The 23,499-nt window shown below is 68.0% G+C and carries 19 protein-coding genes and 1 tRNA gene; 12 read left to right on the top strand and 8 right to left on the bottom strand.

Annotation, left to right across the window (positions count from 1 at the left end):
• The first annotated feature begins 5 nt into the window (after positions 1-5).
• The 7 genes from OJA40_RS03440 to OJA40_RS03410 all read left to right on the top strand — a co-directional run bounded on the left by OJA40_RS03440 (position 6) and on the right by OJA40_RS03410 (position 8,433).
• Positions 6-3,554: an ATP-binding protein gene (locus tag OJA40_RS03440; protein ID WP_263809940.1), complete on the top strand. Its 3,549-nt coding sequence runs from the start codon at positions 6-8 to the stop codon at positions 3,552-3,554.
• A gap of 45 nt (positions 3,555-3,599) precedes the next feature.
• Positions 3,600-3,836, top strand: coding sequence for a hypothetical protein (locus OJA40_RS03435; protein ID WP_263809939.1), 237 nt, complete (start codon positions 3,600-3,602; stop codon positions 3,834-3,836).
• Between the two features lie 216 nt (positions 3,837-4,052).
• Complete coding sequence (locus OJA40_RS03430; RefSeq protein ID WP_208425787.1) at positions 4,053-4,853, top strand: type I restriction enzyme HsdR N-terminal domain-containing protein; 801 nt, start codon at positions 4,053-4,055, stop codon at positions 4,851-4,853.
• Between the two features lie 135 nt (positions 4,854-4,988).
• Positions 4,989-5,840: an SDR family oxidoreductase gene (locus tag OJA40_RS03425; protein WP_208425786.1), complete on the top strand. Its 852-nt coding sequence runs from the start codon at positions 4,989-4,991 to the stop codon at positions 5,838-5,840.
• Between the two features lie 172 nt (positions 5,841-6,012).
• Complete coding sequence (gene egtD / locus OJA40_RS03420) at positions 6,013-6,999, top strand: L-histidine N(alpha)-methyltransferase (RefSeq protein ID WP_263809938.1); 987 nt, start codon at positions 6,013-6,015, stop codon at positions 6,997-6,999.
• Between the two features lie 114 nt (positions 7,000-7,113).
• Positions 7,114-7,782 (top strand): hypothetical protein, encoded by a 669-nt coding sequence (locus tag OJA40_RS03415; protein WP_208425784.1) that lies wholly within the window; start codon positions 7,114-7,116, stop codon positions 7,780-7,782.
• 105 nt (positions 7,783-7,887) lie between these two features.
• Positions 7,888-8,433, top strand: a complete 546-nt coding sequence (locus OJA40_RS03410; RefSeq protein ID WP_208425783.1) for an inorganic diphosphatase — start codon at positions 7,888-7,890, stop codon at positions 8,431-8,433.
• A gap of 63 nt (positions 8,434-8,496) precedes the next feature.
• Here OJA40_RS03410 and OJA40_RS03405 read toward each other — a convergent pair whose 3' ends face one another.
• From OJA40_RS03405 to OJA40_RS03385, 5 genes are all read right to left on the bottom strand, one after another.
• Positions 8,497-9,504 carry a DUF6588 family protein gene (locus tag OJA40_RS03405; protein ID WP_208425782.1) on the bottom strand — a complete coding sequence of 336 codons (1,008 nt, stop codon included), beginning with the start codon at positions 9,502-9,504 and terminating at the stop codon, positions 8,497-8,499.
• 91 nt (positions 9,505-9,595) lie between these two features.
• Positions 9,596-11,098 (bottom strand): sodium:solute symporter family protein, encoded by a 1,503-nt coding sequence (locus OJA40_RS03400; protein ID WP_208425781.1) that lies wholly within the window; start codon positions 11,096-11,098, stop codon positions 9,596-9,598.
• 43 nt (positions 11,099-11,141) lie between these two features.
• Entirely contained in the window at positions 11,142-11,414 is a 273-nt protein-coding gene (locus OJA40_RS03395; protein WP_208425780.1) for a hypothetical protein, read from the bottom strand.
• 42 nt (positions 11,415-11,456) lie between these two features.
• The gene (locus tag OJA40_RS03390; protein ID WP_208425779.1) at positions 11,457-11,648 is read right to left on the bottom strand and encodes a hypothetical protein; all 192 of its coding nucleotides are present in this window, start codon (positions 11,646-11,648) and stop codon (positions 11,457-11,459) included.
• A gap of 49 nt (positions 11,649-11,697) precedes the next feature.
• On the bottom strand, positions 11,698-15,183 hold the full coding sequence (locus OJA40_RS03385) for a DNA polymerase domain-containing protein (RefSeq protein ID WP_208425778.1): 3,486 nt from the start codon (positions 15,181-15,183) through the stop codon (positions 11,698-11,700).
• 426 nt (positions 15,184-15,609) lie between these two features.
• On the opposite strand from OJA40_RS03385, the gene OJA40_RS03380 reads away from it, so the two are divergent.
• Positions 15,610-15,954, top strand: coding sequence for a nucleotide pyrophosphohydrolase (locus OJA40_RS03380; protein WP_208425777.1), 345 nt, complete (start codon positions 15,610-15,612; stop codon positions 15,952-15,954).
• 62 nt (positions 15,955-16,016) lie between these two features.
• On the opposite strand, the gene OJA40_RS03375 is transcribed toward OJA40_RS03380, so the two are convergent.
• Positions 16,017-16,355 carry a DUF4352 domain-containing protein gene (locus tag OJA40_RS03375; protein WP_208425776.1) on the bottom strand — a complete coding sequence of 113 codons (339 nt, stop codon included), beginning with the start codon at positions 16,353-16,355 and terminating at the stop codon, positions 16,017-16,019.
• A gap of 390 nt (positions 16,356-16,745) precedes the next feature.
• Here OJA40_RS03375 and OJA40_RS03370 point away from each other — a divergent pair, with 390 nt between their 5' ends.
• On the top strand, positions 16,746-17,180 hold the full coding sequence (locus OJA40_RS03370; protein ID WP_208425775.1) for a PAS domain-containing protein: 435 nt from the start codon (positions 16,746-16,748) through the stop codon (positions 17,178-17,180).
• A gap of 80 nt (positions 17,181-17,260) precedes the next feature.
• Here OJA40_RS03370 and OJA40_RS03365 read toward each other — a convergent pair whose 3' ends face one another.
• Positions 17,261-17,971 carry a hypothetical protein gene (locus tag OJA40_RS03365; protein WP_263808848.1) on the bottom strand — a complete coding sequence of 237 codons (711 nt, stop codon included), beginning with the start codon at positions 17,969-17,971 and terminating at the stop codon, positions 17,261-17,263.
• Positions 17,972-18,254: 283 nt separating this feature from the next.
• Between OJA40_RS03365 and OJA40_RS03360 the strand changes: the two genes are divergently transcribed.
• Positions 18,255-18,767: a hypothetical protein gene (locus OJA40_RS03360; RefSeq protein WP_208425773.1), complete on the top strand. Its 513-nt coding sequence runs from the start codon at positions 18,255-18,257 to the stop codon at positions 18,765-18,767.
• A gap of 136 nt (positions 18,768-18,903) precedes the next feature.
• On the opposite strand, the gene OJA40_RS03355 is transcribed toward OJA40_RS03360, so the two are convergent.
• Positions 18,904-18,988, bottom strand: a tRNA-Leu gene (locus tag OJA40_RS03355).
• 141 nt (positions 18,989-19,129) lie between these two features.
• Between OJA40_RS03355 and OJA40_RS03350 the strand changes: the two genes are divergently transcribed.
• Positions 19,130-21,217 carry a S46 family peptidase gene (locus tag OJA40_RS03350; RefSeq protein WP_263809937.1) on the top strand — a complete coding sequence of 696 codons (2,088 nt, stop codon included), beginning with the start codon at positions 19,130-19,132 and terminating at the stop codon, positions 21,215-21,217.
• 55 nt (positions 21,218-21,272) lie between these two features.
• A complete protein-coding gene (locus OJA40_RS03345; protein ID WP_263809936.1) occupies positions 21,273-23,498 on the top strand; it encodes a S46 family peptidase in 2,226 nt (741 codons plus the stop codon).
• Position 23,499: the final 1 nt, after the last annotated feature.

Here is a 23,499-nt window from a genome sequence, read left to right as displayed (position 1 = left end):
CCGACATGCCGACTGCGACGGCCGACGCCGCCCTCCACGTCCGCCGCCTCGCCGTGCAACGGATGTACGGCCGGTCGTTTGGGCTCGACGTCGAGGGGCTCGGCCCGGGCGTCAACGTCATCGCAGGGCCGAACGGCTCCGGCAAAACGACGCTCGCCCGGGCCGTGACGGTGCTCCTGTGGCCGGAGGCCTACGGGTGGGGGCGGCCCCTCATTGAGGGCACGTTTCGCCTGGGCGGCGAGCCGTGGCGGGTCGACGTGGAGGGCAGTCGTGTGCAGTACCAGAAGGACGGCGTCCCGGCCTCCTCGCCGTCCATGCCGCCGCCCGGCCACCGGGGGCGCTACCACATGTCCCTGCGCGACCTGCTCGCCGCGACTGAGGACTCGGAGCGGGCCCTGGCCGACGCCATTCTGCAGGCGGCCCAGGGCGGGTACGACGTGCCGGGGGCCGCCGGGGCGCTCGGCTTTGGCGAGTACGCGAAGGGCAAGCTGAAGGAGACGCGCGAGGTTGAAGAGGCACGGGGCCGTGTGGAGGCGGCCCGGTCGCTGCACCGGGATCTGGAGCGGAAAGAGCGGTCGCTGCGGCGCCTCCGCCGCGAACGGGACGAGGCGCGGGCGGCGGCCCGGTGCCGAGACGCCCTCGAGCAGGCCCTGGCCGTGGTGCGGGCGGAGCAGGAGCGTCAGGAGGCCGAACGGGCGTTCAACGCGTTTCCCGAGGGCATGCAGGCCCTTCAGGGCGACGAGGCCGACCGCCTCGACCGCCTCCGGGCCGATCGGGAGGCGGCGGTCGAGAAACGGGAAGAGGCCACCGCGCAGCGGACAGAGGCGGAGGCGCGCATCGCCGAAAGCCGGCTTCCGGCGGGCGGGCTCCCGGACGGCACCCTCGATACGCTCCGGACGGCCCTGCAGGAATGGGACGAGGCGCGAACAGCCCTCGAACAGGCGGAGCGCGAACGAGCCCGGGCGGCAAAGACGGAGGCGGCGGAGTGGGAGCGCCTGTCGGGGGACGACAAGGAGGCGGCGGCCCAGATCGACGGGCCGGCGGTCGACGCGGTCCAGTCGCTGGCCGAGTCACGCCTGGAGGTGCAGGGGCGAAAGGCGGCGCTCCGCGCCCTGGAGCGGCGATTCGGGGAGGCCGACCCCGGGACCAGTCCGGAGCAACTTCGCCGTGGCGTCGAGCAGCTTGCGGAGTGGCTGCGGGAGCCAGCGTCGGCTTCCGACGGGAAAGGACGAGGACGGATCCTTCGCTATGTGGCCCTCGCGGGGGCTGGGACTGTGGTCGTGGGGGGCGCCGTGCTGGGACTTGGCGGAGCGCCCCTGGGCTGGGTCGTGGCCGGGGCGGGCGCCGTTGTGGCCGTCGCTGCGTATTTCGCTCCCCGCTCGACCGGCGTCGCGACGGAAACGCGTCGGCCCGATCTGGAGCACCGCTTCGAGCGGCTCGACCTCCCCACGCCCTCAACCTGGTCGGTGGAGGCCGTCCACGCCCACCTCGACTCCCTCCTCCAGGACTGGACGGACGCGCGGCTGGAGGCGGCGAAGGCACAGGAGTGGGCCCGCCATGCCGACGAGGCAGACGCCATCGAGGACAAACAGGCCGAGTTGGGGGAACGCGAGGGCGAGCTCGCCGACCGGCTTCACGTAGATCCGGGGCTCGGTGCCCACTCACTGCTCTGGTTCGTGCAGCGGCTGGGGGCCTGGCAGGCGGCGTGGACGGAGGCCATGGGGGCCGAAGAGAAAATGCGAGAGGCCGAGCGACAGGCGGAGACGTGGCGGGCGAAGGTGGAGGCCCTCGTCGAGCCGTACGGGGATGACCACGTGGAGGACATCAGCGACGGCCAGGCGGCCCTGGAGCAGCTCCGGGAGGACCAACAGGCCCTTGAGGCGGCCCATGCCGATCGGGAAAACGCGCAGCAGCGTCTCGACCAGGCGACGGCGCAGGTTGAACGGATCGACGACGAGATCGCGCAGCTGTTTGACCGGCTTGGGCTGGACGACGAGAGCGACGAGACGGTCGCGGAGTGGTGTGCGCAGTTCGACGAGCGCGAGGCCGCCGAGGAGGCCCTGAATCGGGCCGAGCGGTCCGTCGAGCTGGAACGCGAGCGCCTCAAGGAACGGGAGGGCTTCGAGGAATCGATGCTCGGCGCGACGGCCGAAGGGCTGGAGCGTCGGAAAGAGGAGGCAGCCCGGCAGGCCGAACAGGTCGACGACCTTTCCGACCGGATCAGCCGCATTCAGCAGCAGGTCGAGGACGCGAAGACGGACCACGACCTCGAGGAAGCGCTCGCGGAGCACCAGTCGGCCCGCCAGGCGCTGCGGCGCCGGGGCCGCCGGGACCTGCGCCGGGTCGTCGGGCAGGCCCTCGCGGATGTCGTTCACGAGCGGACCCGAAATCAGGATCTGCCGGCCGTCTTCGCCCGTGCCGACGAGCTCTTCCGGCACATTACGAGCGACCGCTACCGCCTGGACCTCGACCGGGCGGAGAGCACGTTCCGTGTGGTGACGGACGCCGGGCGTGGGCTCGCGCTCCAGGAACTGTCGGGGGGCACCAAGGTCCAGCTTCTACTTGCCGTCCGCATGGCCTTCGTGGAGGCCCAGGAGCAGGGCATCCGGCCGCCCCTCGTTTTGGACGAGGCCCTGGCCAACAGCGACGACGGGAAGGCCGCGGCCATGATCGAGGCGGTTCGTACGATCGCCGCCGAGGGGCGTCAGGTGGTCTACCTGACGGCACAGTCCGACGAAGTCGCGAAGTGGCGGCGGCAGCTCGACGAGACCGACACGGCACTCGCGGTCCACACGCTGTCCGGGGCCGATGGGGAAAGCGTTGCGGTCGACGGCCCGCGTAAAACCGGTGGCCTCCGACCGGGCCGGCCTGCGTCGCCGGCGCTCCCGCCCCCTGAGGAGCGCAGCCACGAGGCCCTTGCGCGCCACCTCGACGTCCCGGTCTGGACGCCCCGGAGTGAGGTTGCGGCGTTGCACCTGTGGTACCTGACCGACGATGCGGACCGGCTGTGCCGTGCCGTGGAGGCCGCCTATCGGCGGTGGGGGCAGCTTGCCGGCCTGGCCGAGCGGGGCGCCCTTTCGCTCATTGACCTGGATTCGTCGAACTACCGGCGTTTGGAGGCACGGGCCCGCGCGGTGGACCACTGGGCCGCCGCGTGGCGCGTGGGACGCGGGACCCCTGTGCGGCGGGCGGCCCTGGAGGCCGCGGACGCCGTGTCCGACACCTTCATCGACGACGTGACCGCCCTGGCGGAGCGCGTCGGCGGGGAGGCCGCACGCATCCTCGACGGGCTGAGAAACGGGGCGGTCAAGCGCTTCCGCTCCGACAAGGTGGACGAGCTGGAGGCCTACTTCCGGGCGGAGGGCCATCTGACGTCGGAGGCGGAGCGTCCCCCGGAGGCGTGGTGGCGCCGGGCCCTGGAGGCGGTAAGCGAGGACCTCGAGGCCGGACGCGTCCGCCGGGACGAGGTTGAGGCCGTGCTCCGTCGAATCTGCGACCGGGCCCCGACCCTCGAGGACGGGTCCCCTACAGAAACGAAAGACGGGTCGACCTGACGACATCCCCCTGCATTCTCTCACGTCAAACGTGCATCTGTCTCGATGAACGACTCCGTTTCTCGGGCCGTCCTGCTCCGCGGAACGGCGGCGTTTCGCCGAGGCCTGCTCGCGCTGGGCCCTTGGGCCGCGGCCCTTCTGCCTGCGGCGGGGCTCGCGGCGTACGGCATCGACCACACCGTCGAGATTTGCGACCCGGGGACGCACGTCGGCCGGATCGACGCGCGGGTGGAGACCCACGTTCTTCCGTTTTTCTCGGATCGGCTCGCCTTTTCGGGGTAACCCGTCCGGCCAATCGCCGAGATTTGTGGACGGCCCTGTCCGCGAAGGAAGCCACCGGAAGAGGCCGGGGGCGTGCGTTGGGGGGGCATCTGCACCGCGACCCGTCCGGGCGGCCGGGACGACGTTCGGGGCGGACACCGGGAGGAAGGGCCTTGGCATCGTATTTGAGGGTTAAGAAGGGCCCTCGCTGTGCTCCTTCCTGGTGCTCCCGCCCCCATGGACCTCGCCGATCGACTCTCGATGCTTCGGGCCCGGGCCGACGGGCAGCGTGCCGCCCTCGATTGCCAGAAAACGACCGAAACTGCACTCGTCCTGCCTTTCTTCGACGCACTCGGATACGACCCCTTCGACGTGCGGGCTGTGGAGCCGGAGGCAAGCGTGGAGGGGGAGGACGAGACGGTGGATTACGCCCTCAAGCGAGACGGCCGACCGGTGATGCTGGTCGAGTGCACGGCGGCGACGAAGCCGCCGGAGGCACCGGGCGCCCCCGCTCTGCTCCGGCACGCCGAGGCGATGGACGTCCCGCTCGTCCTGTTCACAAACGGCATTCGGGTTCAGTTTTACACAGTCGATGAGGGGGAGGCGGAGCCCCCCGACGGGCCGACCTTGGACTTTGACCTTCTCGACCACTCGTCCAGCGAGGTCGACGTGTTGCGACGGCTCACCCGGCCGGTCTTCGAAGTGGACGCCGTCGGTGCGGCCATGCGTGCGTGGACCCGCAGCCGTCAGGTTCGAGCGTACCTCGTACAACAGCGGGACGCTCCCGACGCGCCGCTGGCCCAGTTCGTCGCGACGCAGATTTGCGACGAGAACGTCTCGGGGGACGAGCTCGACCGGCTGCGGTCGGTGGTGCAGAACGTCCTGGACGAGATGCTCGGGGCGACCGAAGACGACAACGAGCCCCCCGCGCCCCGAGCGGAGTCGCCGGTGCCGCCGGGCGAAACGGACGCGGACGCACAAAGAAAGACCGGGGTCTTCGAGAAGGATATTGTGAAACGCGCCCTCAACGACCTATAGGGGCCCGAGCACGGTCCGAAACAGGGCGAGGCGAGGCCAATGAGGAAACAGCCCTCGCTGTGCGGCGTCCGAAGCCTTCCGTCGTTGCATACACCGGCGGGAGGCGCTGCTCGGACGAATTAGACCCCGCCCTAAATGATCGACTCGGATGTCAGTATTCTCGGCTGCGGCTGGCTCGGCCGGCCGTTGGCCCAGCACCTCGTGGCCCAGGATGTTCGCGTGCGTGGCTCGACCACCACGCCCGAGAAGGTCGACGCCCTGCGTGAAGACGGCGTCGAGCCGTACCTCCTCACCCTCACTCCGGAGCTCACCGGCGAGGACGAATCGGCGTTTTTTGCGTCGCCGATCCTCGTCCTGAATGTCCCCCCCTCCCGGACGGCCGACGACGCGAAAGCGCACTACCGTCGCCAGATCGACGCGGTGCGCGAGGCGGCCGCCCACGGGGCGGTCGAGTGGGTCCTGTTTGCGAGCTCGACCGGGGTGTACCCGACCGTGGAGCGGACGGTCACGGAGGCCGATCAACCGCCGGGCCGGCCGGACGCCCTGCCGGGGACGCGCCGCTCGACCGGACGCGCCGTGCTGGCCGCCGAGGAGAGGCTGATGCGCGATCCATCGTTCGCCACCACGATCGTGCGGTTCGGGGGGCTTTACGGGGGCGACCGACACCCTGGGCGCTTTCTCGCGGGACGGTCCGACATTGGGCGGCCGGAGGCGCCGGTCAACCTGATCCACCGGGACGACTGTGTGGCGCTGCTCGCGACCCTTCTCGACCAGAATGTTCGGGGGGAGGTCTTCAACGCCTGCGCGGACGCCCATCCGACCCGCCAGGCCCTCTACACCCGTGCGGCAGAGGTGCTTGGGCTCGAGCTACCGACCTTCGATGAGTCGGATCCCACCACCGGAAAGCGCGTCGACAATCAGAAGGTCAAAGACCGGTGCGACTATCAATTCCGCCACCCGGATCCCCTGGCCGACCTGGAGGCGTAGATCGGGACCCAGCGCACAGCCTGTAACGATTCCACGACGCCTCCGGGCACGTCCGTACGAAGTTGATTTCGCGGCGGGGGCCCCGTTGTTTAAGGCTGATCTCAAAATCCCGGCGAAGCACCCGTTCGAGTCGGGCCGTCACCCTCTCCTCTCCCACTGACACCCCAGGTGTATGCCTACCTCAACTAGCATTCACCCCATCCTCGACCAGGCGCCCACCACCGAGTCCTTCCGGAAGGAGACCCTGCGTGGATTTCGCAAGGACCAGAAGCAAATTCCGTCCAAGTTTCTCTACGACGATCGAGGGTCGAAGCTCTTCGACAAGATCTGCGAGCTCGAGGAGTACTATCCCACCCGCACCGAGATTGGAATCATGCGGGAGAACGTGTCCGCCATGGCCGAGGCCATCGGGCCGGCGGCGCGCCTCGTGGAGTACGGCAGCGGCAGCAGCCTGAAGACCCGCATCCTGCTGGAGCAAATGGGGGAGGACCTGGCGTCGTACGTGCCGGTCGACATCTCGAAGAGCCACCTCCTCGACAGCGCCGAGGCGCTCGCCGAGGACTACCCGGCGGTCCCCATTCAGCCGGTGTGCGCGGACTACACAACGTCCTTCGAGCTGCCCGAGCCGCCGCGGTCGGCACGCCGCACCGTGGGCTACTACCCGGGCTCCACGATTGGAAACTTTCCCCGGGACCAGGCCCGCGCGTTTCTTGAACAGATTGCCCACACGGTGGGGCCGGAGGGCGGGCTGCTGATTGGCGTGGACCTGAAGAAGGACGTGGACGTGATGACGGCCGCCTACGACGACGCCGAGGGGGTGACGGCGGCCTTCAGCAAGAACCTGCTCCGTCGCATGAATCGGGAGCTGGATGCCACCTTCGACCTGGATGCCTTCGAGCACCAGGTCCTGTGGAACGAAGAGCGCGGCTGTGTGGAGAGCCACCTCCGCAGCACGACGGCGCAGTCGGTAACCGTGGCCGACGAGTCGTTCGCGTTCGACGCGGGCGAGACCATTCACACCGAGGACTCACACAAGTACACGCTCGACGGCTTCGCGAGCCTCGCGGCCGACACGGGGTTCGAGGTCGAGTCGGTGTGGACGGACGATCGCTCGTACTTTAGTGTGCAGTACTGCACCACCCGCTCCGATTCGGCGTGAATTTACGGGGCATCGGGCGGCCCCTGTCCCCCGCAGACGGAACGAGTGGATGGTGCGGTCCATCCGTATGGGCCCTGCTCGTCACACTTCAAGTCACTCAGCTCCCCGCCCGATATGGCCCACGCATTCTTTCTGGGCGTCGACGTCACCCCGGCCGACGGAGACGGCGCCCCGGACGTCACCCACGCGCTGTTCGAAAAGTCGACAGAGGGCGCCGGCGAGCCGGCAACCTACCGGCTCAACCGCATCCGGGACCACGCCGATGTGGCGTCGGCCGACGACCTTGCCGATCACCTCCAGGGCCTCGTGGCCGACCAGCCCTACATCGGCCGCACGAGCCTGATCGTGAACCGGGGGGCCGACTTCGGGGCGGCGCTCGTGGGGGCCCTCGAAGACCGGGGGCTTGACCCCGTTGCCGCGACCCTCACGGATGAGGGCGGGGCCACGGCCGGCGCCCCCGACGAGGTCGGGGTCCATCTTGGCGGCGGGGATGTCCTGCGTCGATTCGTCAACCTCCACCGCGACGGGCGGCTCCGCCTTGAAAACCACGCCACCGAGGCGGCGTCCCGGCTGGCCCGGGACGTGCAGGCCCTGTCCGAGCGGCTCGACGAGATCGACGGCGACATGGAGGCGCTGGGTGAGACGCAGACCGACGGCCTGTCGTTCGACCCGGGGGCCACGCACATCACGAGTGCCGCCCTTGCGGTGTGGCTCGGGTCGGAGCGGTCGTTCGATCCGTCCCAGCGCCTGAAAACATCCCCCCAAACGGACGCGGGGGCCTAAAACGAGCCCCCGTCCGAGCACACAACGGGGAGACGACACACGCCCCCAACCCGTTCTCACAGGAGTTCTGCACGTTCGTTTTCGTCCACCGCCCGCCGACCGCCCATGAGCCATCCCTGGCACGACATTGCCGTGGGGGGAGAAGCCCCCGATATGTTCAGCTGCATCATCGAAATTCCGCAGGGCTGCAAGGTCAAGTACGAGCTCGACAAGGAGAGCGGGCTGCTTCGGGTGGACCGGATGCTCCACTCCTCGGTCGTCTATCCGGCCAACTACGGGTTTATCCCGCGCACCTACGCGGACGACGGGGACCCGCTCGACATGCTCGTGCTGGCCCAGGAGAGCGTCGATCCGCTGAGCATCCTGCGCGCCCGGCCCATCGGGCTCATGAACATGCTCGACGACGACGAGGAGGATGCGAAAATCATCTGCATCCACCTGGACGACCCGGCCTTTAACGATTACTGGCACATCAAGGAGCTTCCCGATCATCGTCTCCGAGAACTGCGCCGGTTCTTCCAGGACTACAAGGCCCTGGAGGACAAGACCGTGCAGGTCAAAGACTTCTTCGGGCCGGACCGGGCCAAAGGAATCGTCGACGGGGCCCTCCAACGCTACGAGGAGGAGATCGCCCCGACGCGGGAGGGGTGATGCGAAGGCCAAGACGGGGCGGCCGAAACGGGGCTTCAAGGCCATCGGCACGAGACCCAGTCCCTAGAGTGTGATCCCCACGCCCGCACTCACGGTGTTGTTGTGGGCCAGGGCGTAGTCGACGTTGAGCTGAATGACGGCGAGGGTGACGGACACGCCCGCGAGGGCCCGAACGTTGTTCGAGGCGTCCTGCTCGAACGATACGGTCGACGTGCCGGCACTCGTCTCGAACGTGTAGCCCACGTCGACCCCGAACTGCTCGTACTGCAGGCCGCCGTAGAACGTGATGGGGGCGACGGGGACGCTTTTGCTCACCTGCGCGTTGAGGGCCCAGCCGGACGCGTCCACGATCTCGCCGGAATTGATGCTGTCGTCACTGCCGGAGAGGGACAGGCTCTGCCACGTGCCCTGCACGGCGAGGTTCACGGGCGAGAGGGGAATGTACTGGCTGATGCTGTGCCGCACGGAGAGGCCGAAGAGGGAGACGGAGCCGTAGTCGCTGATGCTCGTCTCGGGGAGGAAGCGGACCTGGGCGTCGGTGCCCAGAACCGTGCCGGCCCCGATTTGGGGGACCGCGAGGGGGGCAATGGGGGTATCGATGAGCGAGGAGGGAAGAGGGACCTCGTCCACCTTCGTGTCCGTCTGCACATCGATGATGTCGGCCGAACCGGGAGACTCATTTTCTCCAAAGGCCGTCGGAAGGTCGGTGTTCGGATATTCGATGCGGAGCTGGCGTCCGTTTCCCGCTTCAATCACATCATTGGTCAATTGGAAGGACTCCGATGAGCCAGCAGTGAGCGCGCCCGTACCGGCCACGCCGACGTAGAGGTCAATCACGGGGATGACGCCCTCGCCCCCGACCTCCGCGGTGCGGAAGAGCCCGGCGTTCAGGTTGGCCCCGAGGGCGTCGGTAATCGGCTGCGTGTAGTTGTCGGCGTACTGCTGGCCGATGCCACTCAGGGCGCCGCCGAGCTCGTCCACGTCTCGATCTTGGGCCTGGCTCGGCGGGGCCACCAGCAAGGCGGCGAGGGCGATTAGGAACGGAAGGAGGCGGGCTTGGAGGGTGTGCATGGGGGAGGGGGAGTTGAAAGTAGGAAGCGCGTTGTGCAGAAAGGAAGCGCGTTGTAGAAGGGAACAGTGAAGCAAGCGCCATGCCGCGGGGCTACGACGCAACCGGTTCGTCGGCGGCCAGCCGGTCGGAATGCGTGTACGCCCGGAGGTGCTCCCGGTCGTGGGCCGGAGTGAGGAGGCTCACCGCAATGAAGACGGCGATGTTCGCCACGAGCCCGTAGACGCCCTCGTGCAGAGGCACAGGGCGGAGCTGGGGGGCGACGAGGAAGAGGGTGTTCGCGCCGACCCCCACCAGCAGGCCTGCCAGTGCGCCGGCGCCGGTGGCACGGGGCCAGTAGAAGGCCGCAAAGACGAGGGGGAAGATCTGCGCGACCCCCCCGTAGGCCCCAAGCAGGAGTGCCACGATGCCGACCTCCGAGAAGACCGCGAAGTAGTAGGCCGTGGCGCTCGTGGCGACGACGAGCCCGCGAATCCACTGGCGCTGCCGGGTGTCGGTCATGGGGGCGGCGAGCAGCGGCTTGATGCCGTCGCGCAGCCCGATGGAGGCGGCGGCGTGCAGGATCGCGTCGCCCGACGACATGGAGGCGGCCAGCGCCCCCGCGCACACGAGCCCCACCAGGACGGGCGACAGCTCGATCTGAGTGAGCAGGTGCGGGACAATCGTATCGGGCGGCGCGACCCCCGGAAACGCCAGCACGCCCGCGAAGCCGATCAGCAGGATGGGCACGAGAAACAGCTGGAAGGTGGGGTACAGGACCACCGTTAGCTTGAGGGTGCGGTCGCTCTGGGCCGTGAAGGCCCGCATAAAGAGGTGCGGCCACATCGAGAAGCCGACGGCCGACACGACGACGGCCGAGCTGTAGCCGGCCCAGCTCCAGGGCGACCCGTCCGCCGCGAGGCCCGGAACGTCGAGCAGGGCCGCCTTGTCGCTCGCCGCGATCGCCTCGAACATGGGCTGGATGCCCCCGTGCAGCGTCTCCGGCAGGTAGAGCCCCAAGAACCAGGCGACGGCCATCATGAAGAGGCCCTGCACCGTGTTCGTCCACCCGATCGCCATCATGCCGCTGGCGAAGACGTAGACCAGCACCACGCCGTAGGCCACGAGCGCCCCGAGCCACTGCGGCACCACGCCGTCGGAGATGGTCGACAGCAGCAGGCCCGCCCCCTTCATCTGGAGGGTCAGGTAGGGCACGAACGCGACGACGCTGAGCGCGGCCAGGACCACCGAGAGCGTGCGGCTGTCGTACCGGTGGGCCAGCATCTCGGCCTGGGTGACGAACCCGAACGCCTCGCCGACCTGCCGGGCCCGCGGGCCGAGGAAGTAGAAGGGCACCATCCCCACCGTGCCGTAGGCGATGATGTAGAAGGCGGCCGCGCCCCGCGAGTAGGCCCAGCCGGGGGCGCCGAGGAACGCAAACGAGGAGAAGACCGAGGCCCCGAGCACAAAGTAGAGCACGATCACGCCCAGCGTCCGGTCGCCCGCCACGTACCCGTCCACGCTCGCGGAGACCGTGCGCCCCGACCAGACCCCGAGGCCCAGGACCAGGACGAGGTAGAGGCCGCAGATGGATAGAATGACGGCCCACTCGGGCATGGGGGCACGGCGACAACCAGAGAGGCGGGCGAGGGAACGGGGCTCAGTCTGCGGGCTCGGGCGCGTCGGCGCGGTACAGAAGCACCAGGGCGACGAACATAACGACGAGCCAGCCCACCGTCCAGGCGAACGAGAAGGGCAGGCCGAAGACGTAAGGCGTCAGGTCCACCGCCAGCGGGTAGACGGGCCAGACGAGGGCCAGCCCCGAGAGCACGCTCACGATGAGAAACGCCCACAGGGCGGCACGCCGGGACTCCTCCTCCAGGCCGGGAACCACGAGTCCCTGGGGAATGTCGTCGGCCTGATCCTCCATCATGGGCGTCGGTAGAGGGCCATGAACGTGCACGACAGGGGAGAGTCAGGCAGAGGCCCGGTGGTCAGGTGGGGCGGAGCGGGCGTCCTCCACGGGCGGGGCGTCGAAGGTTGCGTCGGACCGTTCGTGGTGCGGGTCGCCCCCGCCCCGGCAGGAGTAGACGACGGAGGCGAGGAGGAGAAGGGAGACGGCACCGATGGCGAGGCTAAAGGCCCCGGCGGCGAGTGTGCGCTTCATGGGCGAGTGAGGCGGTGAACAAAAACGGCAGTGACGAACGGGAGGCACATCAGAACGGCACCTCATCCTGACTGTCCTCATACTCAGACTCGTGCCTGGTGGTCTGGATGTCAATGCCTTCCGCTGAAAAGCCGAAGAGGTCTTCCGGGGCGAAGACGAGGCGGAAGTCGTGCTCGTCAAAGAACGGCTCGAACTTGCTCGCAAACTCGTCGAGTCGTTTCAAGTAGTAGGCGGTGTTCTCGTCCGGATCCTCGGGGTTCCACTCCTCGGCCCGCCGGCAGTGCTTGAAGGCCGTGACGGTGGCGTCGTCGCCGGTGATGTAGTACGTGATGCGGTCGCCCTTCTTGACGGGCTTGCCCGTGCGGTTCTGCTTCTCTCTGGCGAGCTCGTAGGTGGCGGCCCGGGGGCGCTGGCCCGCCTCCACGTCGGCCTCGTACTGCTCCAGCGTGTCTTTGAGCGTCTCGGTGCGGGCGAAGCGCTCCACGCTCTCCCAGTCGCTGTTGACGATTTTATCGCGGGTGTCCACGTAGAGCTCGTGCAGCCCCGCCACGTCGTGGTCGAGGAGGCGGCGGATGGCCTTCCGGACGAAGTCGCGCCCGAACGGCTCGTTGGAGCGGGAGATGAGGGAGGAGCCCTTAAACTTTAGCTCGTCGTCGTAGGTGAGGAGGGCGTAGTTTTTCTTCTTGTACGACAGCATCTTCTTGAACCGCCCGTCGAACCCGACGCGGATGCCCTCCGGCATGGCCTCCGTCAGGCCCACGGTGTAGTCGATCTCGGCCTGCTCCCCCCGCACGTCCTCGGGGGGCACGAACAGGACCCCGTCGGTGTCGACTTCGATTACCGTGCCGCCGCGTGCCTGGATCTCATCGATCAACTGGCGCAGGATCTGTTGCCCCGTGCGCGCCACGCGGTCGGCCTCTTCGAAGTCGTTGAAGGCCGAGAGCCCGAAGCCGAGGAGCCCGTAGAAGCTCTGACCCGTCCAGTTGAACTTGCGATTGCGCCCTGCGAGCACCGTGTGGTTGTCAGCAACGGTCAGGCAGTGGATCATTCCGTCGTAGTCCACCAGTTGCCGATGCTTCGGCTTGACCGTCGGGCGCTGGCCCCGAACCGTATTTACTTGAATTCGGTGGCTGCCATCATTCGGCATGTGAAAGGCGCGACGCCCTACGTGCATTGCAAGGCGGATAAAATCTTCGGCCAACTGATCGCTGGAGGTCGTGAAACGATCCCCACTTGCGGCGCCATCCCCTTGCATCAAGGTGTCAAATACAATCTTCAGGTCCTTGGGCCCAAGCTGAAAGATCCAGGGGGGAAGGTGCTTCGAGAAACTGTCCGATCCGCACTCGGCCTCCAGGATTTCATACAGCACTTTCGAACAGAAAGAGTGGCCGTTCTGGTCGGAGCTGTACGTAATGCCTGTCCGGTTGAGTAAGGTCGAAATTTCAGAACGTCCTATGTCGTTTTTTTGGCAGGGGGGCGTCCGGTACGAGACGCCGCGCACATTTCCATTCTCATACTGTGCTTTGCTTTTGTAGAGCGTTCCTTCCGTTGCGAACCCCCCAAGACTGCGAAGCCAGTCGGTCAATCCGTATTCTTCCGGCTGCCAGCGTGCTTGTCGACGAAGCTCCTTGATGCCGCGCGGGCCTGTTTTGTGCTCAATCGCAAGTCGATCGCACACGGCAGATAGAGAAATCGGACCCGGTCTCTCTTGAGTAGCGGGAAGTGAGCGGAGAGAGGGCAAACGGCGACGAATCCGGTCCTCCAGCATGTCGCCGGCCGTTTCCCACTCCAGGTCCGTGTATTCACCGGACGTGAACCTCTGTGTTAGGAACCGGTGGTTCGGGGTAACCAGAAAATCAGTGTGCTGGTTTTTTATCTCGACCATCGGGCCCGCGTAGTGCTGAGACTGGGTGGCTGTGACGGGCTTGATCTCGACCGCACCGGTGTCCGGATTGAGAGAGTAGACCCGGTCTCCAACCTCGATTTCCTCGACGTGCCGAATGCCATCGACAGTTACGACCTCCGTCTCTGGGTCGAAGCAATTGATGAGCACCTTGTAAGAGCTCTGCCGCGCGTCGAGCTCGCTGCGGACTTCCTCCTCCTCGGCCTCCTTCATGTCTTCCTTCGTCTCCAGGCGCAGGTCCGTGAGCCGCTCCAGGAGCTGCGGGAAGAGGTCCAGCGTGTCCCCGGACGGCTGCACGTCGTAGTTGAGCATGATGGACGGGTACAGGCTCTCCACGTCGGCGTAGACGATGGGGCCCATGACGCCCGTGATGAAGATGTCGGTGTAGCCGCCCATCGACTGGCTGCCCCACTCGCTGCGGGGCAGGGCGTGGCGCCGGCGCAGGTACTCCCGGACGAAGAGGCTCTCGATCTTGCCCGCCGGGCCGCGCCGCGCCGACGAGCCGTAGGTCATCGGGAGCATCTGGGCGAGGTAGAAGGTGGAGCCGGAGAGGTGGCCCGCCAGCCGCTTCGTCTCGATTACGTCGTCGAGCGCGTACTCCAGCAGCGTCGCCCGGTCGGTGCGCCAGGCGTTGGCGATCTCGGTGCCCTCGATGTAGGTGCGCTCCTCGGGGGCGAGGTCGAAGTAGCGGGCGGCCGTTTTGAGGCTGTAGTCCGGGAGGTCGCGGCTGAACACGTCGAACGACATCACCTGGAAGTAGGTGTCGATGACGTGGCGCCCCACGATGTCGACGGCCGGGTAGTCGACCGTCCGCTCCGCGAAGCGCATGCTGGAGTCGTAGGTGCGGGGGACCGACCCGTCGCGCCCAATGGCAAAGTCGACGCCGTGCAGGGCGCAGCGGTCGAGGAGGTAGGCAAGGTCGAACTCGAAGATGTTGTGGCCCTCGATCACGTCCGGGTCCCGCTCCCGGAGGACGTAGACGAGCTCCTGGAGCAGCTGCTCCTCCCCGATCCCGTCGCGGAGGTGCAGCACCTCGTCCCAGCCCCGATTGTCGGAGAGGGCCACGATGATCACCTTGTCGTCGGGGCGGTCGGCGTTGGGGAAGCTGCCCTCGGAGTACACTTCAATGTCGAGCTGCAGGCGGTGCAGGTCGTCCAGCGTCATGCCGAGAAGGCACGACCGCCCGGTCTGCATGAGGTACTGCTGGGCGGGGGACCCGACTCGGTAGAGCTCGTCGGGCGGTTGCTGGTCGCTGTCCGATCGGTTTTCGACCTGCCGGAGGGCGTCCCAGTAGTCGCTCCACGTCTCGAAGGTCAGCAGGTACTGGTAGAAGTTGTCGCCGTTGAGCGGCGTGGCCGTGTGGACGCCCCCACTCCGGTACCGATCCGCGAGCAGCGAGACGTCGGAGAGGAAGAAAAACGGGAAGAAGGTGTCCTCCTCCTCGTGGATGGAGGCAAAGTCCTCCGACCGCTGGTAGACGCGCACCCGAGCCGGCTCGTCCGACGGGCGGTCCATCATCGGGTGGACGTCCACGAGGCGGGGCATGGGGTCTTTCCCGAACAGGGCCGTGTCCGCCGCCGACTGGGTCGCGTCGGCGGCGGCAGGGGTGTTGACGGCCGGCGGAGACGACATCGGACCGGGGGCGCTCTATTGAGAGGTGAGTGCGAACAACCCGGATCGCAAGCCCGGGGAGCCAACAGCGAGCAACCAACGTCCCAACCTGCTGGCGAGGTCGGCGTCGGTCTTCCGGATAAACGGGGGTGCATGAAGAAGGCGTATAGCCCTCACGGGACATCGTCCGTCTAGATCCCAAGTGGCCCGGCGAGGTTTCGAGAACGTATCCCACCGGCCGTCCGAGAGGGACGTCGGAGGGCGTCGAGAACGTGCCCCCATTCCGGCGCTGCGGCGGCACGCACAGGGGCAAGGGCACGTCTCCCGTTGCTGGGCCGCGGTCCGTCGTCTCCGAGATGTGAATTCGTTACGGCAGCGGGCGATCACGTGGGGGCGCGGGCTGTATCGTTCCGGGCACCCACTTCTTTGTTGACGCAAAAATCCCTCATGCCCGACGCCCCCACGCCCCCGGCCTCCATCGAGGAGGCCACCGCCCGAGTCACCCGCTTCCGCGAGGCCCGCGACTGGGACCAATACCACACGCCACGCCACCTCTCACGGGCCGTGGCGGTGGAGGCGAGCGAACTGGAAGAGGAGTTTCTGTGGAAGGACGACCGTGACGTGACGGAGCATCTCCGGTCCGAAGAAGGCCGGGAGGCGATCGAGGACGAGGTGGGGGACGTGCTGATCTCCCTTCTCCTCTTCTGTGAGCGGGCGGGGATCGACCCGCTGGAGGCGCTCGGGGCGAAGCTGGAGAAAACGAAGAAGAAGTACCCCGTCGAGGACGCCTGACCGCGACCGGGTGTTTGGGCGAGACTGCCGCAGTCCATCCTCGCCCCCGGAGGAAGCCAGTCCTACGCGGGGCCGAATCCCTTCCGGATCTCGTCGAAGGTCTTTTCGATGATGCGCTCGTCGATGCCGTTGTAGATTGCGCTCATGAGTTGAATGGTGTTCTGGGCCGCGTCCTCGAACACGAACCGCGGGGCGGCGAAGTCGCACCGCACAAAGTGGGGGGGCTGCCCGCCCCCGTACACGAGGGTGCAGGTGTCGAAGGTGCAGTCCTCGAAGTGCGTCCCGTCGAGCACGACGCGCTCACTCGAAAAGCTTCGCCCGACCACGTCGTCGCGGCCCGACACGTCGCGGTCCGACGGAGCCCCGCCCGAAGAGTCGCTGTGTCCGTTTTGCTTCGTCATGGTAGCGCTGTGTCTGGCTGAAAGGGGTGCCGTGCGTTCCTTCAAGTTCTCTCGGGCGCGTGAGTTCGCCCGGTTGGGGCTTCTGGGTCCCTTTCGTGGCGGTCGTGCCGGGAGTCTCCAGTCTGTTCGCCTCGCCCCTGCACGGTGGGGCACTCCGCACCGCCCGCCGGGCCTCACCCCCGCCCGCCTTTCGGTCCCGTGGAGAGCCCGTTCGGGCCGCCCTTCGTACCGCCGTTGGCCTCCACGAATCTTCCGATACGGTAAATCCACCGGCAGAGGATCGCTGCAGGAAACCGTACGGGAGGCGCCGCGTGGCGACAACGCCCGAGGGTCGACCTCCGATCCTCGGTGCGAGTCTGCCCCTCTATCTGCTCAGTTTTTCCTTCCTGTATGCTTGATCCCGATCTCCCCGACGCGTTCGCCCGGCACCTGCTGACGGCCGTGGCCGACCACTCTTTCAACGCCCTTACCATCACTCGTGCCTCCGGCGCGGAGGAGCCCGGCGAGATCGTCTACGTCAACGACGCGTTCGTGGACCTGACGGGCTACGAGGCCGACGAGGTGATGGGGGAGACGCCCGGGATTCTGCAGGGCCCCGAGACCGAGCAGGAGGTGCTGGACCGCCTCGGCCAGAAGCTTGGGGCCGGAGAAGTCTTTCACGGCCGGGCGACCAACTACCGAAAAGACGGCTCCGAGTTTACGATGGAGTGGAAGGTCATTCCCGTCGCCGAGAGCGAGGTGGATGGGGACGGGGCGGATCCCGACGAGACGCCGGGGGCGTCCATCTACCACGTTGCGGTGCAGCGCGAGGCGCCGGCCACGTAGAGGGACGGCGGGCCGGATGGCCCCTGGCCGCCAGCCCGTAGCGCGGCCGGCACCGCCGATCGTTCCGCGCGCCGGCGGCGCTACGCTCCGTACCGCTCGCGCACGAAGTCATCGTCCAGAATAGACCGGGCCGCCCCCCGCACTGTCGCCGGCCCGACCGCCGTCTCCAGGTCCGCGATGGTCGGCCCTGCCCCCGAGGTGTCCCGGTTGTGGTCGATGGGCTCCCGCCGGTCGGCGTGGGCCGCGAACCAGTAGGCCACCGCCCCCTGCAGTTTTGGAATGGGAATGCAGGTTTCCTCCTCGCCGTCCCGGATGTAGGCGAGGTCGTAGTAGCCGTCCGTCATGTCGCCCGTCGGGGTCTTGGGGCGCTCCCGGATGGAAAGCGAGCATGTGACGCTCGGAAAGTACGCGTGGAGCGCGAGGGCGAAGGCCGCGTTGGCCGCATTGTAGTTGCCCCCGTTTTTGGCCTTCTCGGCGAAGGCAATCAGGTCCTCCGCGCCGCGGGGGACCGGCATCGCGGCCGGCTCCGACATCAGGGACGCATGGCCCTGAAGGCGGGCCTCGTCCCGGCGCTCGATGGCGACGAGGCGGTCGGCGGGCTCGCTGAGCATGTCCAGAACGTAAATCGTCTCGGACGCGTCGACGCCCGGCCGCGTGTCGGGGCGCTCGTGGGCCGCGACGCCGCCCTCAACGTTCTGATCGAGGTACCGGAGCCGCCGGTGAAGCTCTTCGGGCGCGATTTTGAACAGGGTGCCCCGGTTGCGGTGCCGGAGCGTGTAGTCGACGTCCATGAAGGAATGGGTTTGAGATGCGCAGTGCCGTAGGCCTGGTCTCGGTGGGGATGACGGGCAGAGGAGCACCTGTTCCGCCGGAATCAATCAACCCCGCGCCCCCCGTGCCGGATTCAGGAAATGCCGTGCTCCGGCGAGTTCTGAGCTGTTTTTCCCGTTTCGGGCCCTGCTCGGGGCTCGGGTCGTCTACTTTCGTCCCCGGACCGGTCTGCGCCGCACGGATCTGGCCCCCTCACGCTAATCCCTCACAGCCGACGCCTCAACAGGAGGCGTTTTTCCACCGATGGAGCTTCCGTCATCGACCTTTCGCGTCTGCAACGGCCCTCGGGTGCCCGGAAAGGGACGCCCGGTGGCCATCGTGGTGGGGCGGGCCGAAGACGGCCTGCCGCCGGACCCACTGGTTCACCTGGAGTACTACGTGTTCTTCACCCGCGACGCCGACACCTTGATTGCCCGCGCCTTCCGAACCCTTGGGACCGTCCCCGAGGCTGTCGACCTGGGGGAGGGCCGTCCCGATCTCTCCTACTTTCTCGGGCTGGCCCGAGAAGACGCCGAGACGAGGGTCAGTGAGCATCTCGAGTCGTTCTACGACGATCCCGAACAGGTCCTCGGTGGCCGGGCGGTTCGCCTGGAGTGGACGGACGCTTCCTACCTGGCCGACCTGTATTTCCGCGTGGTCGGCCTGGGGCAGTTCCGGCGGATTGCCGGGGCGACCGACTCGCCCGAACTGAAGCGCTCCCTCGACGACCTTGACGCGAACGGAGCGATTCTCGACCGGCAGGGCCTTTCCGCCTGAGATGTCCCCTGCGGACCGGGGCGGCGCGACCCCAAGGCCGGCGGCTGCCCCCCCTCAAGCTGCCTCCCTCAAGGGATGGGCTGGGAGCGTTCCGTCTGTCTCCGTGCCCCGAACGCTGAAGGGCATCTTCTGCTTGTGCGAAAGGGGGGACTCGAACCCCCACGGGGCTAGGCCCCACGAGATCCTAAGTCTCGCGCGTCTACCAATTCCGCCACTTTCGCATGCAACATCGGGCGTCGGCACTGCCAAAATAGGAATCGTAACATGGGATCGAGGTTCCTATGGATCCGCGTTGGTGTCGGGCTGTACGGATGCCGTGTCCGAGCCACCTGCTCTGCTTGTTGCTGATCCGTCACCGGTTTATGACGCTCCGAGGCTCCGCACTCATCATCGGCGTGGCGAGTCTGCTGTGGGGCGGCCTCGGAATGGGGCCGGAGGCGCAGGCGCAGGACCGGGGGGCGCCGCGCTTCGGCCCGGCCGCGCCGGGCGACACGGTCGTGGCGGAGGCGTCGGACGCGGGACGAATCTGGAGCCTTGTTGCGCCGCCGGTCGACCGGCTTGCGCGTCGGTACGGGATGGAGGGGGACAGCGCCTGGGCGGCTCACCTGCGCCGAAGTGTCCTGCGGCTTCCCGGATGCACGGGGGCGCTGGTCTCGGCGGATGGCCTGGCCCTTACGACGGCCCGCTGTGTGCGACGGCACCTCGATTCTCAAGGCGACACCGCCATCGTGGCCGAGCGGCCCGCCGATGAGCGCGCCGTGCCGGCCCTGCACGCAGACCGCCTGGTCCAAACGAACGACGTGACCACGGCAGTGCGGACGGCCCGACAGGATACCGCCGAGGCAGCAGCAGTATCTGCGGTTCAGGGGCGACTTCAGGAGGAGGCCGAGGCGGGTCGGCACGTGGAGGTGTCGGCCGACGGCGAAGGCGCATACACGGCGTACACCTACCGGCGCTACCAAGATGTGCGCGTTGCCCTGCTGCCGGACCGGCGAATCAGCGCGTTCGGGGGCCCCGATGCGGCGCTGACGTATCCGCGGCCGGCCTTCGACGTCGCCCTGCTTCGCATCTACACGCCGGAGGGGCGGCCGCTGGCCCCGGACCGCTTCTTCGAACCGTCCACGCAGGGCGCACGCCCCGGAGACGCCGTGTTTTCGGCGGGGCCGCCCGCAGCCACGCGCCGGGCGGAGAGTGCGGCGCAGCTCACCGTGCGGCAGGACCTGGTGCTGCCGGCGCGGCGCGACCGCTTGGAGACGCGGGCACAAGCCCTCCGAGCCCGTCTCGATACCGCCGGGGCGATGCCCTCGCTACGTCCGGCCCTCCGCGATGCCGAGCGGGCCCTGAAGCAGACCCGGGCGCGTCTGGAGGCCCTGCGGAACGAGTATGTGCGGGCTCGTCTCGAGCAGCGAGACGAGCGGCTCCGGCGGGCCCTTCGCCGAGCCCCGGCCCTCCAGCGGCGGTTTGGGGGGCTGCTGGACAGCCTAGACGCGATTCAGAACACCAAACGAACGCTTGGCGCCGTCTACCGGGCCTTCGGGGCCGCGGAGGGCGGGCCGCACGCCTCGTCGACGTACCGTCGGCTGCTACGAGAAGAAGGACAGGAGGCGCCGGCGCGCACCGCGTCCTCGCACGCCTCGGGGGCTCCGGGGGGCGCCGCGGACTCCCTCCAGTCTTCGTCAGGGCCGGTCGAGATCGCTCTGCTGGCCGCCCGGCTGGAGGCCCTCCAGCGGCACCTCCGCCCGGACTCTGCCGCCGTGGACCGGCTCCTCGGAGGGCAGTCGCCCGCTGAGCGCGCCGCCTCGGTCGTCGACCAGCTCGCGTCGGCCTCGGGGGACGGGACGCACGCATTCCCCACCGCCGGTCCCGCGGCCGACGTAGCCGCCGTGGTCGGGACGCGGGCCCGCTCCTTCCACGAGCAGTGGCGGGGCCTCACGCGGGCTGAACGCCGCCTCACTCGGCGTCTTGCAGACGCCCGCCAGGCCGTCCGGTCGGTCCCCATGTTGGCGAGCGGAACCGCCCCCCGGTTGACGGACGGGCGCGTCCGGGGCTACCCGTACAACGGAACGACGGCCCCGCCCTTCACCACTGTCTTTGGCCTCTACGAACGGGCCCGTGCGTTTGGCGGGGAGACGCCTTGGGGCCTCCCGGAGCGGTGGCAAAAGGCGGGGGGACGGATGGATCGCTCGACGCCCCTTACCCTCGTGGCCTCCGTCGACGGGGCGGTCAGTAACAACGGGGCGCCGCTCCTCAACCAATCCCTGGAGCTGGTCGGGGTCGCCGCGGGGCCCAACATTCAGGGCGTGGCGGGCACGTACCTCTTCCTGCCGGAGCGGATGCGGACCGTGGGGACGGACGTGCGTGGCCTGCGCGAGGCCCTGACGGCCGTGTACGGGGCGGATGCGCTGGTCGACGAATTATTCGGGGGCCGCTCGTCCGCCCGGTCGCCCTGAGGGGCGTGCTTCGGGATTGCACCGTATTCTTTTCTGTGTCGTAAGACCCATCTGCATGCGCACTTCCGTTTGGCGTCTCGTCGCAATATTGGGCATTGGGGCCGCGCTCCTTGCGGGCTGTGGGGGGAGCGGGGGCACCGTATCGGTGCCCGTTGTGGAGCGTCCCGATGAGACCGAGTCCGTAGACGACACGCTGGGGGCGACCGCCGCGGAGGCGGCGTCGGTCCCGTCGCCCTCCGACACCGTCCGGGCCCAGCGGTTCGACCGCGGGCGGATGTGGACGGTGGAGAACCTGCCCACGTCCTACTTCCAGAAGGCCCACGGCGTCACCCCCGACGACGAGTGGCGCACGAAGGCCCGGCGGGGCGCGCTTCGGTTCGGCAGTGGGTGCTCGGCGTCGTTCGTGTCGTCGAGGGGGCTCGTGATGACCAATCACCACTGCGCGCGGGAGCACATCACGGACGTCCGTCGAGACGGAGAGGCCCTCTTGAAGAACGGGTTCTACGCGGCGGCCCGCAGCGACGAGCGTCGCGCCCCCGATTTGCATGTCGACCAGCTCGTCGAGGCGGAGAACGTCACCGGGACGGTATACGACGGGCTTCGCGAGGGGCGTGAGGCGGGAGCGCAGGCCCGCGAGCAGCGCGTCCAGTCGCTCCAAGAACAGTTGACGGCCGAGGCCAGCACGCGGGACAGCTCGCTCCGCGTGGAGGTCAAGGCGCTGTACCAGGGGGCGCGGTACACGGCCTACACGTACCGCCGGTACGAGGACGTCCGGCTCGTGATGGCCCCGGAGCTGCAGCTCGGGTACTTCGGGGGAACGGAGGACAACTTCACGTATCCCCGGTACGCGCTGGACGTGGCCTTCTTTCGGGTCTACACCCCGGAGGGCGAGCCCCTTCGCCCCGAGCACCACTTCTCGTGGGACACAGAGGGGGCCCAGCCCAACGAGTCGGTCTTTGCCGTGGGGCACCCGGGCTCCACGAGTCGCCTCGACATGGTCTCGCAGCTCGAGTATCAGCGGGACCACGCGCTGCCCGACCGGCTTGAGGCCCTCCGGACGCGGGGCGACCTGCTTGAGACCTACATCCGCAGCAATCCCGACTCGTCCGACCGATACGGCCTTCGAAATACCTATTTCTCGATCGAGAACACGATCAAAGGGCAGACGGGCCAGCTCCGAGGGCTCCGCGACTCGTACCTCCTCGCGCGGCGCGGCGCGGCGATCCGGGCCCTCCAAGACTCCATCCGGGCCGTCGACTCGCTGCGGCAGTCGTACGGGACGATCGTGGAGCGGATTGGGGGCCTTCAGCAGTCCAAGGTCGTGATGGCGGAGAAGGCCGGGGCCTTCGTGACGTTCGCGAATCTGGAGCTCGGGTCCCGGATTCTGGTGCGGGCACTTCACGGGTACTACTACGACTTCCTCCGCACACGCGGCGCGCCCCCCGATCGGCTGGAGGCCATTCGGGAGGACGCCGAGCAGGTCACCGACTGGCCCGCCGGGCTCGAAAAGGAGTTCTTGATAGCACAATTTGAGGAAATCCGGTCGGCCTACGGCGCCGACCACCCCACCGTCCAGCGACTCTTCAAGGCGCGCACGCCGGAGGAGGTGGCCGCCCGGCTGGTGGAAAAAAGTGCACTGATGGACTCGACGCGGTTCCTCACTCTGCTCGACGAGGGGTACCGCAAGAGCGACGACCCGTCGGTGCCGGTCATCGAGGCGCTGGCGCCCATGTTCCTGAACACGAATCGCCAGATGCAGGATGTGCGGGCGTCGGAGCGAACCCTCAATGCGCGCCTCTCGCGGGCCCGGCTTTCGGTCTACGGGGCCACGTTTCCGCCGGACGCCACGCGCTCGCTGCGGCTCTCGGACGGCCGCGTGCGGGGGTATCAATACAACGGGACGACGGCCCCGCCCTTCACGACCTTCTACGGGCTGTACGACCGGTACTCTTCCCACAACGAGGAGGCGTGGTCGCTCCCTGCACGGTGGGCCACGGCGGTCGACTCGATCGACCTCGATACCCCCCTCAACCTCGTCTCGACCGTCGACATCTCGGGCGGCAGCTCCGGGTCGGCACTGCTGAACAAAGACCTCGAAGTTGTCGGGGTGGTCTTCGACAGCAACATGGAGGCCCTCCCCAACGAGTACCTCTACCGCCGGAACGGCGCCCGGGCGGTGGCGGTCGACGGGCGGGGCATCCTGGAGGCCCTCCGTACGGTCTACGGGGCCGATCGCCTCGTCGAGGAGATCACCACGGATGGGGATGGGCCCGAGGGGTGAC

It is taken from the genome of Salinibacter pepae, assembly GCF_947077775.1.
Classification (GTDB): Bacteria; Bacteroidota; Rhodothermia; order Rhodothermales; family Salinibacteraceae; genus Salinibacter; species Salinibacter pepae.
Note: the sequence above shows the minus strand (reverse complement) of the source record. Positions and strands in the feature narration are given on the sequence as shown.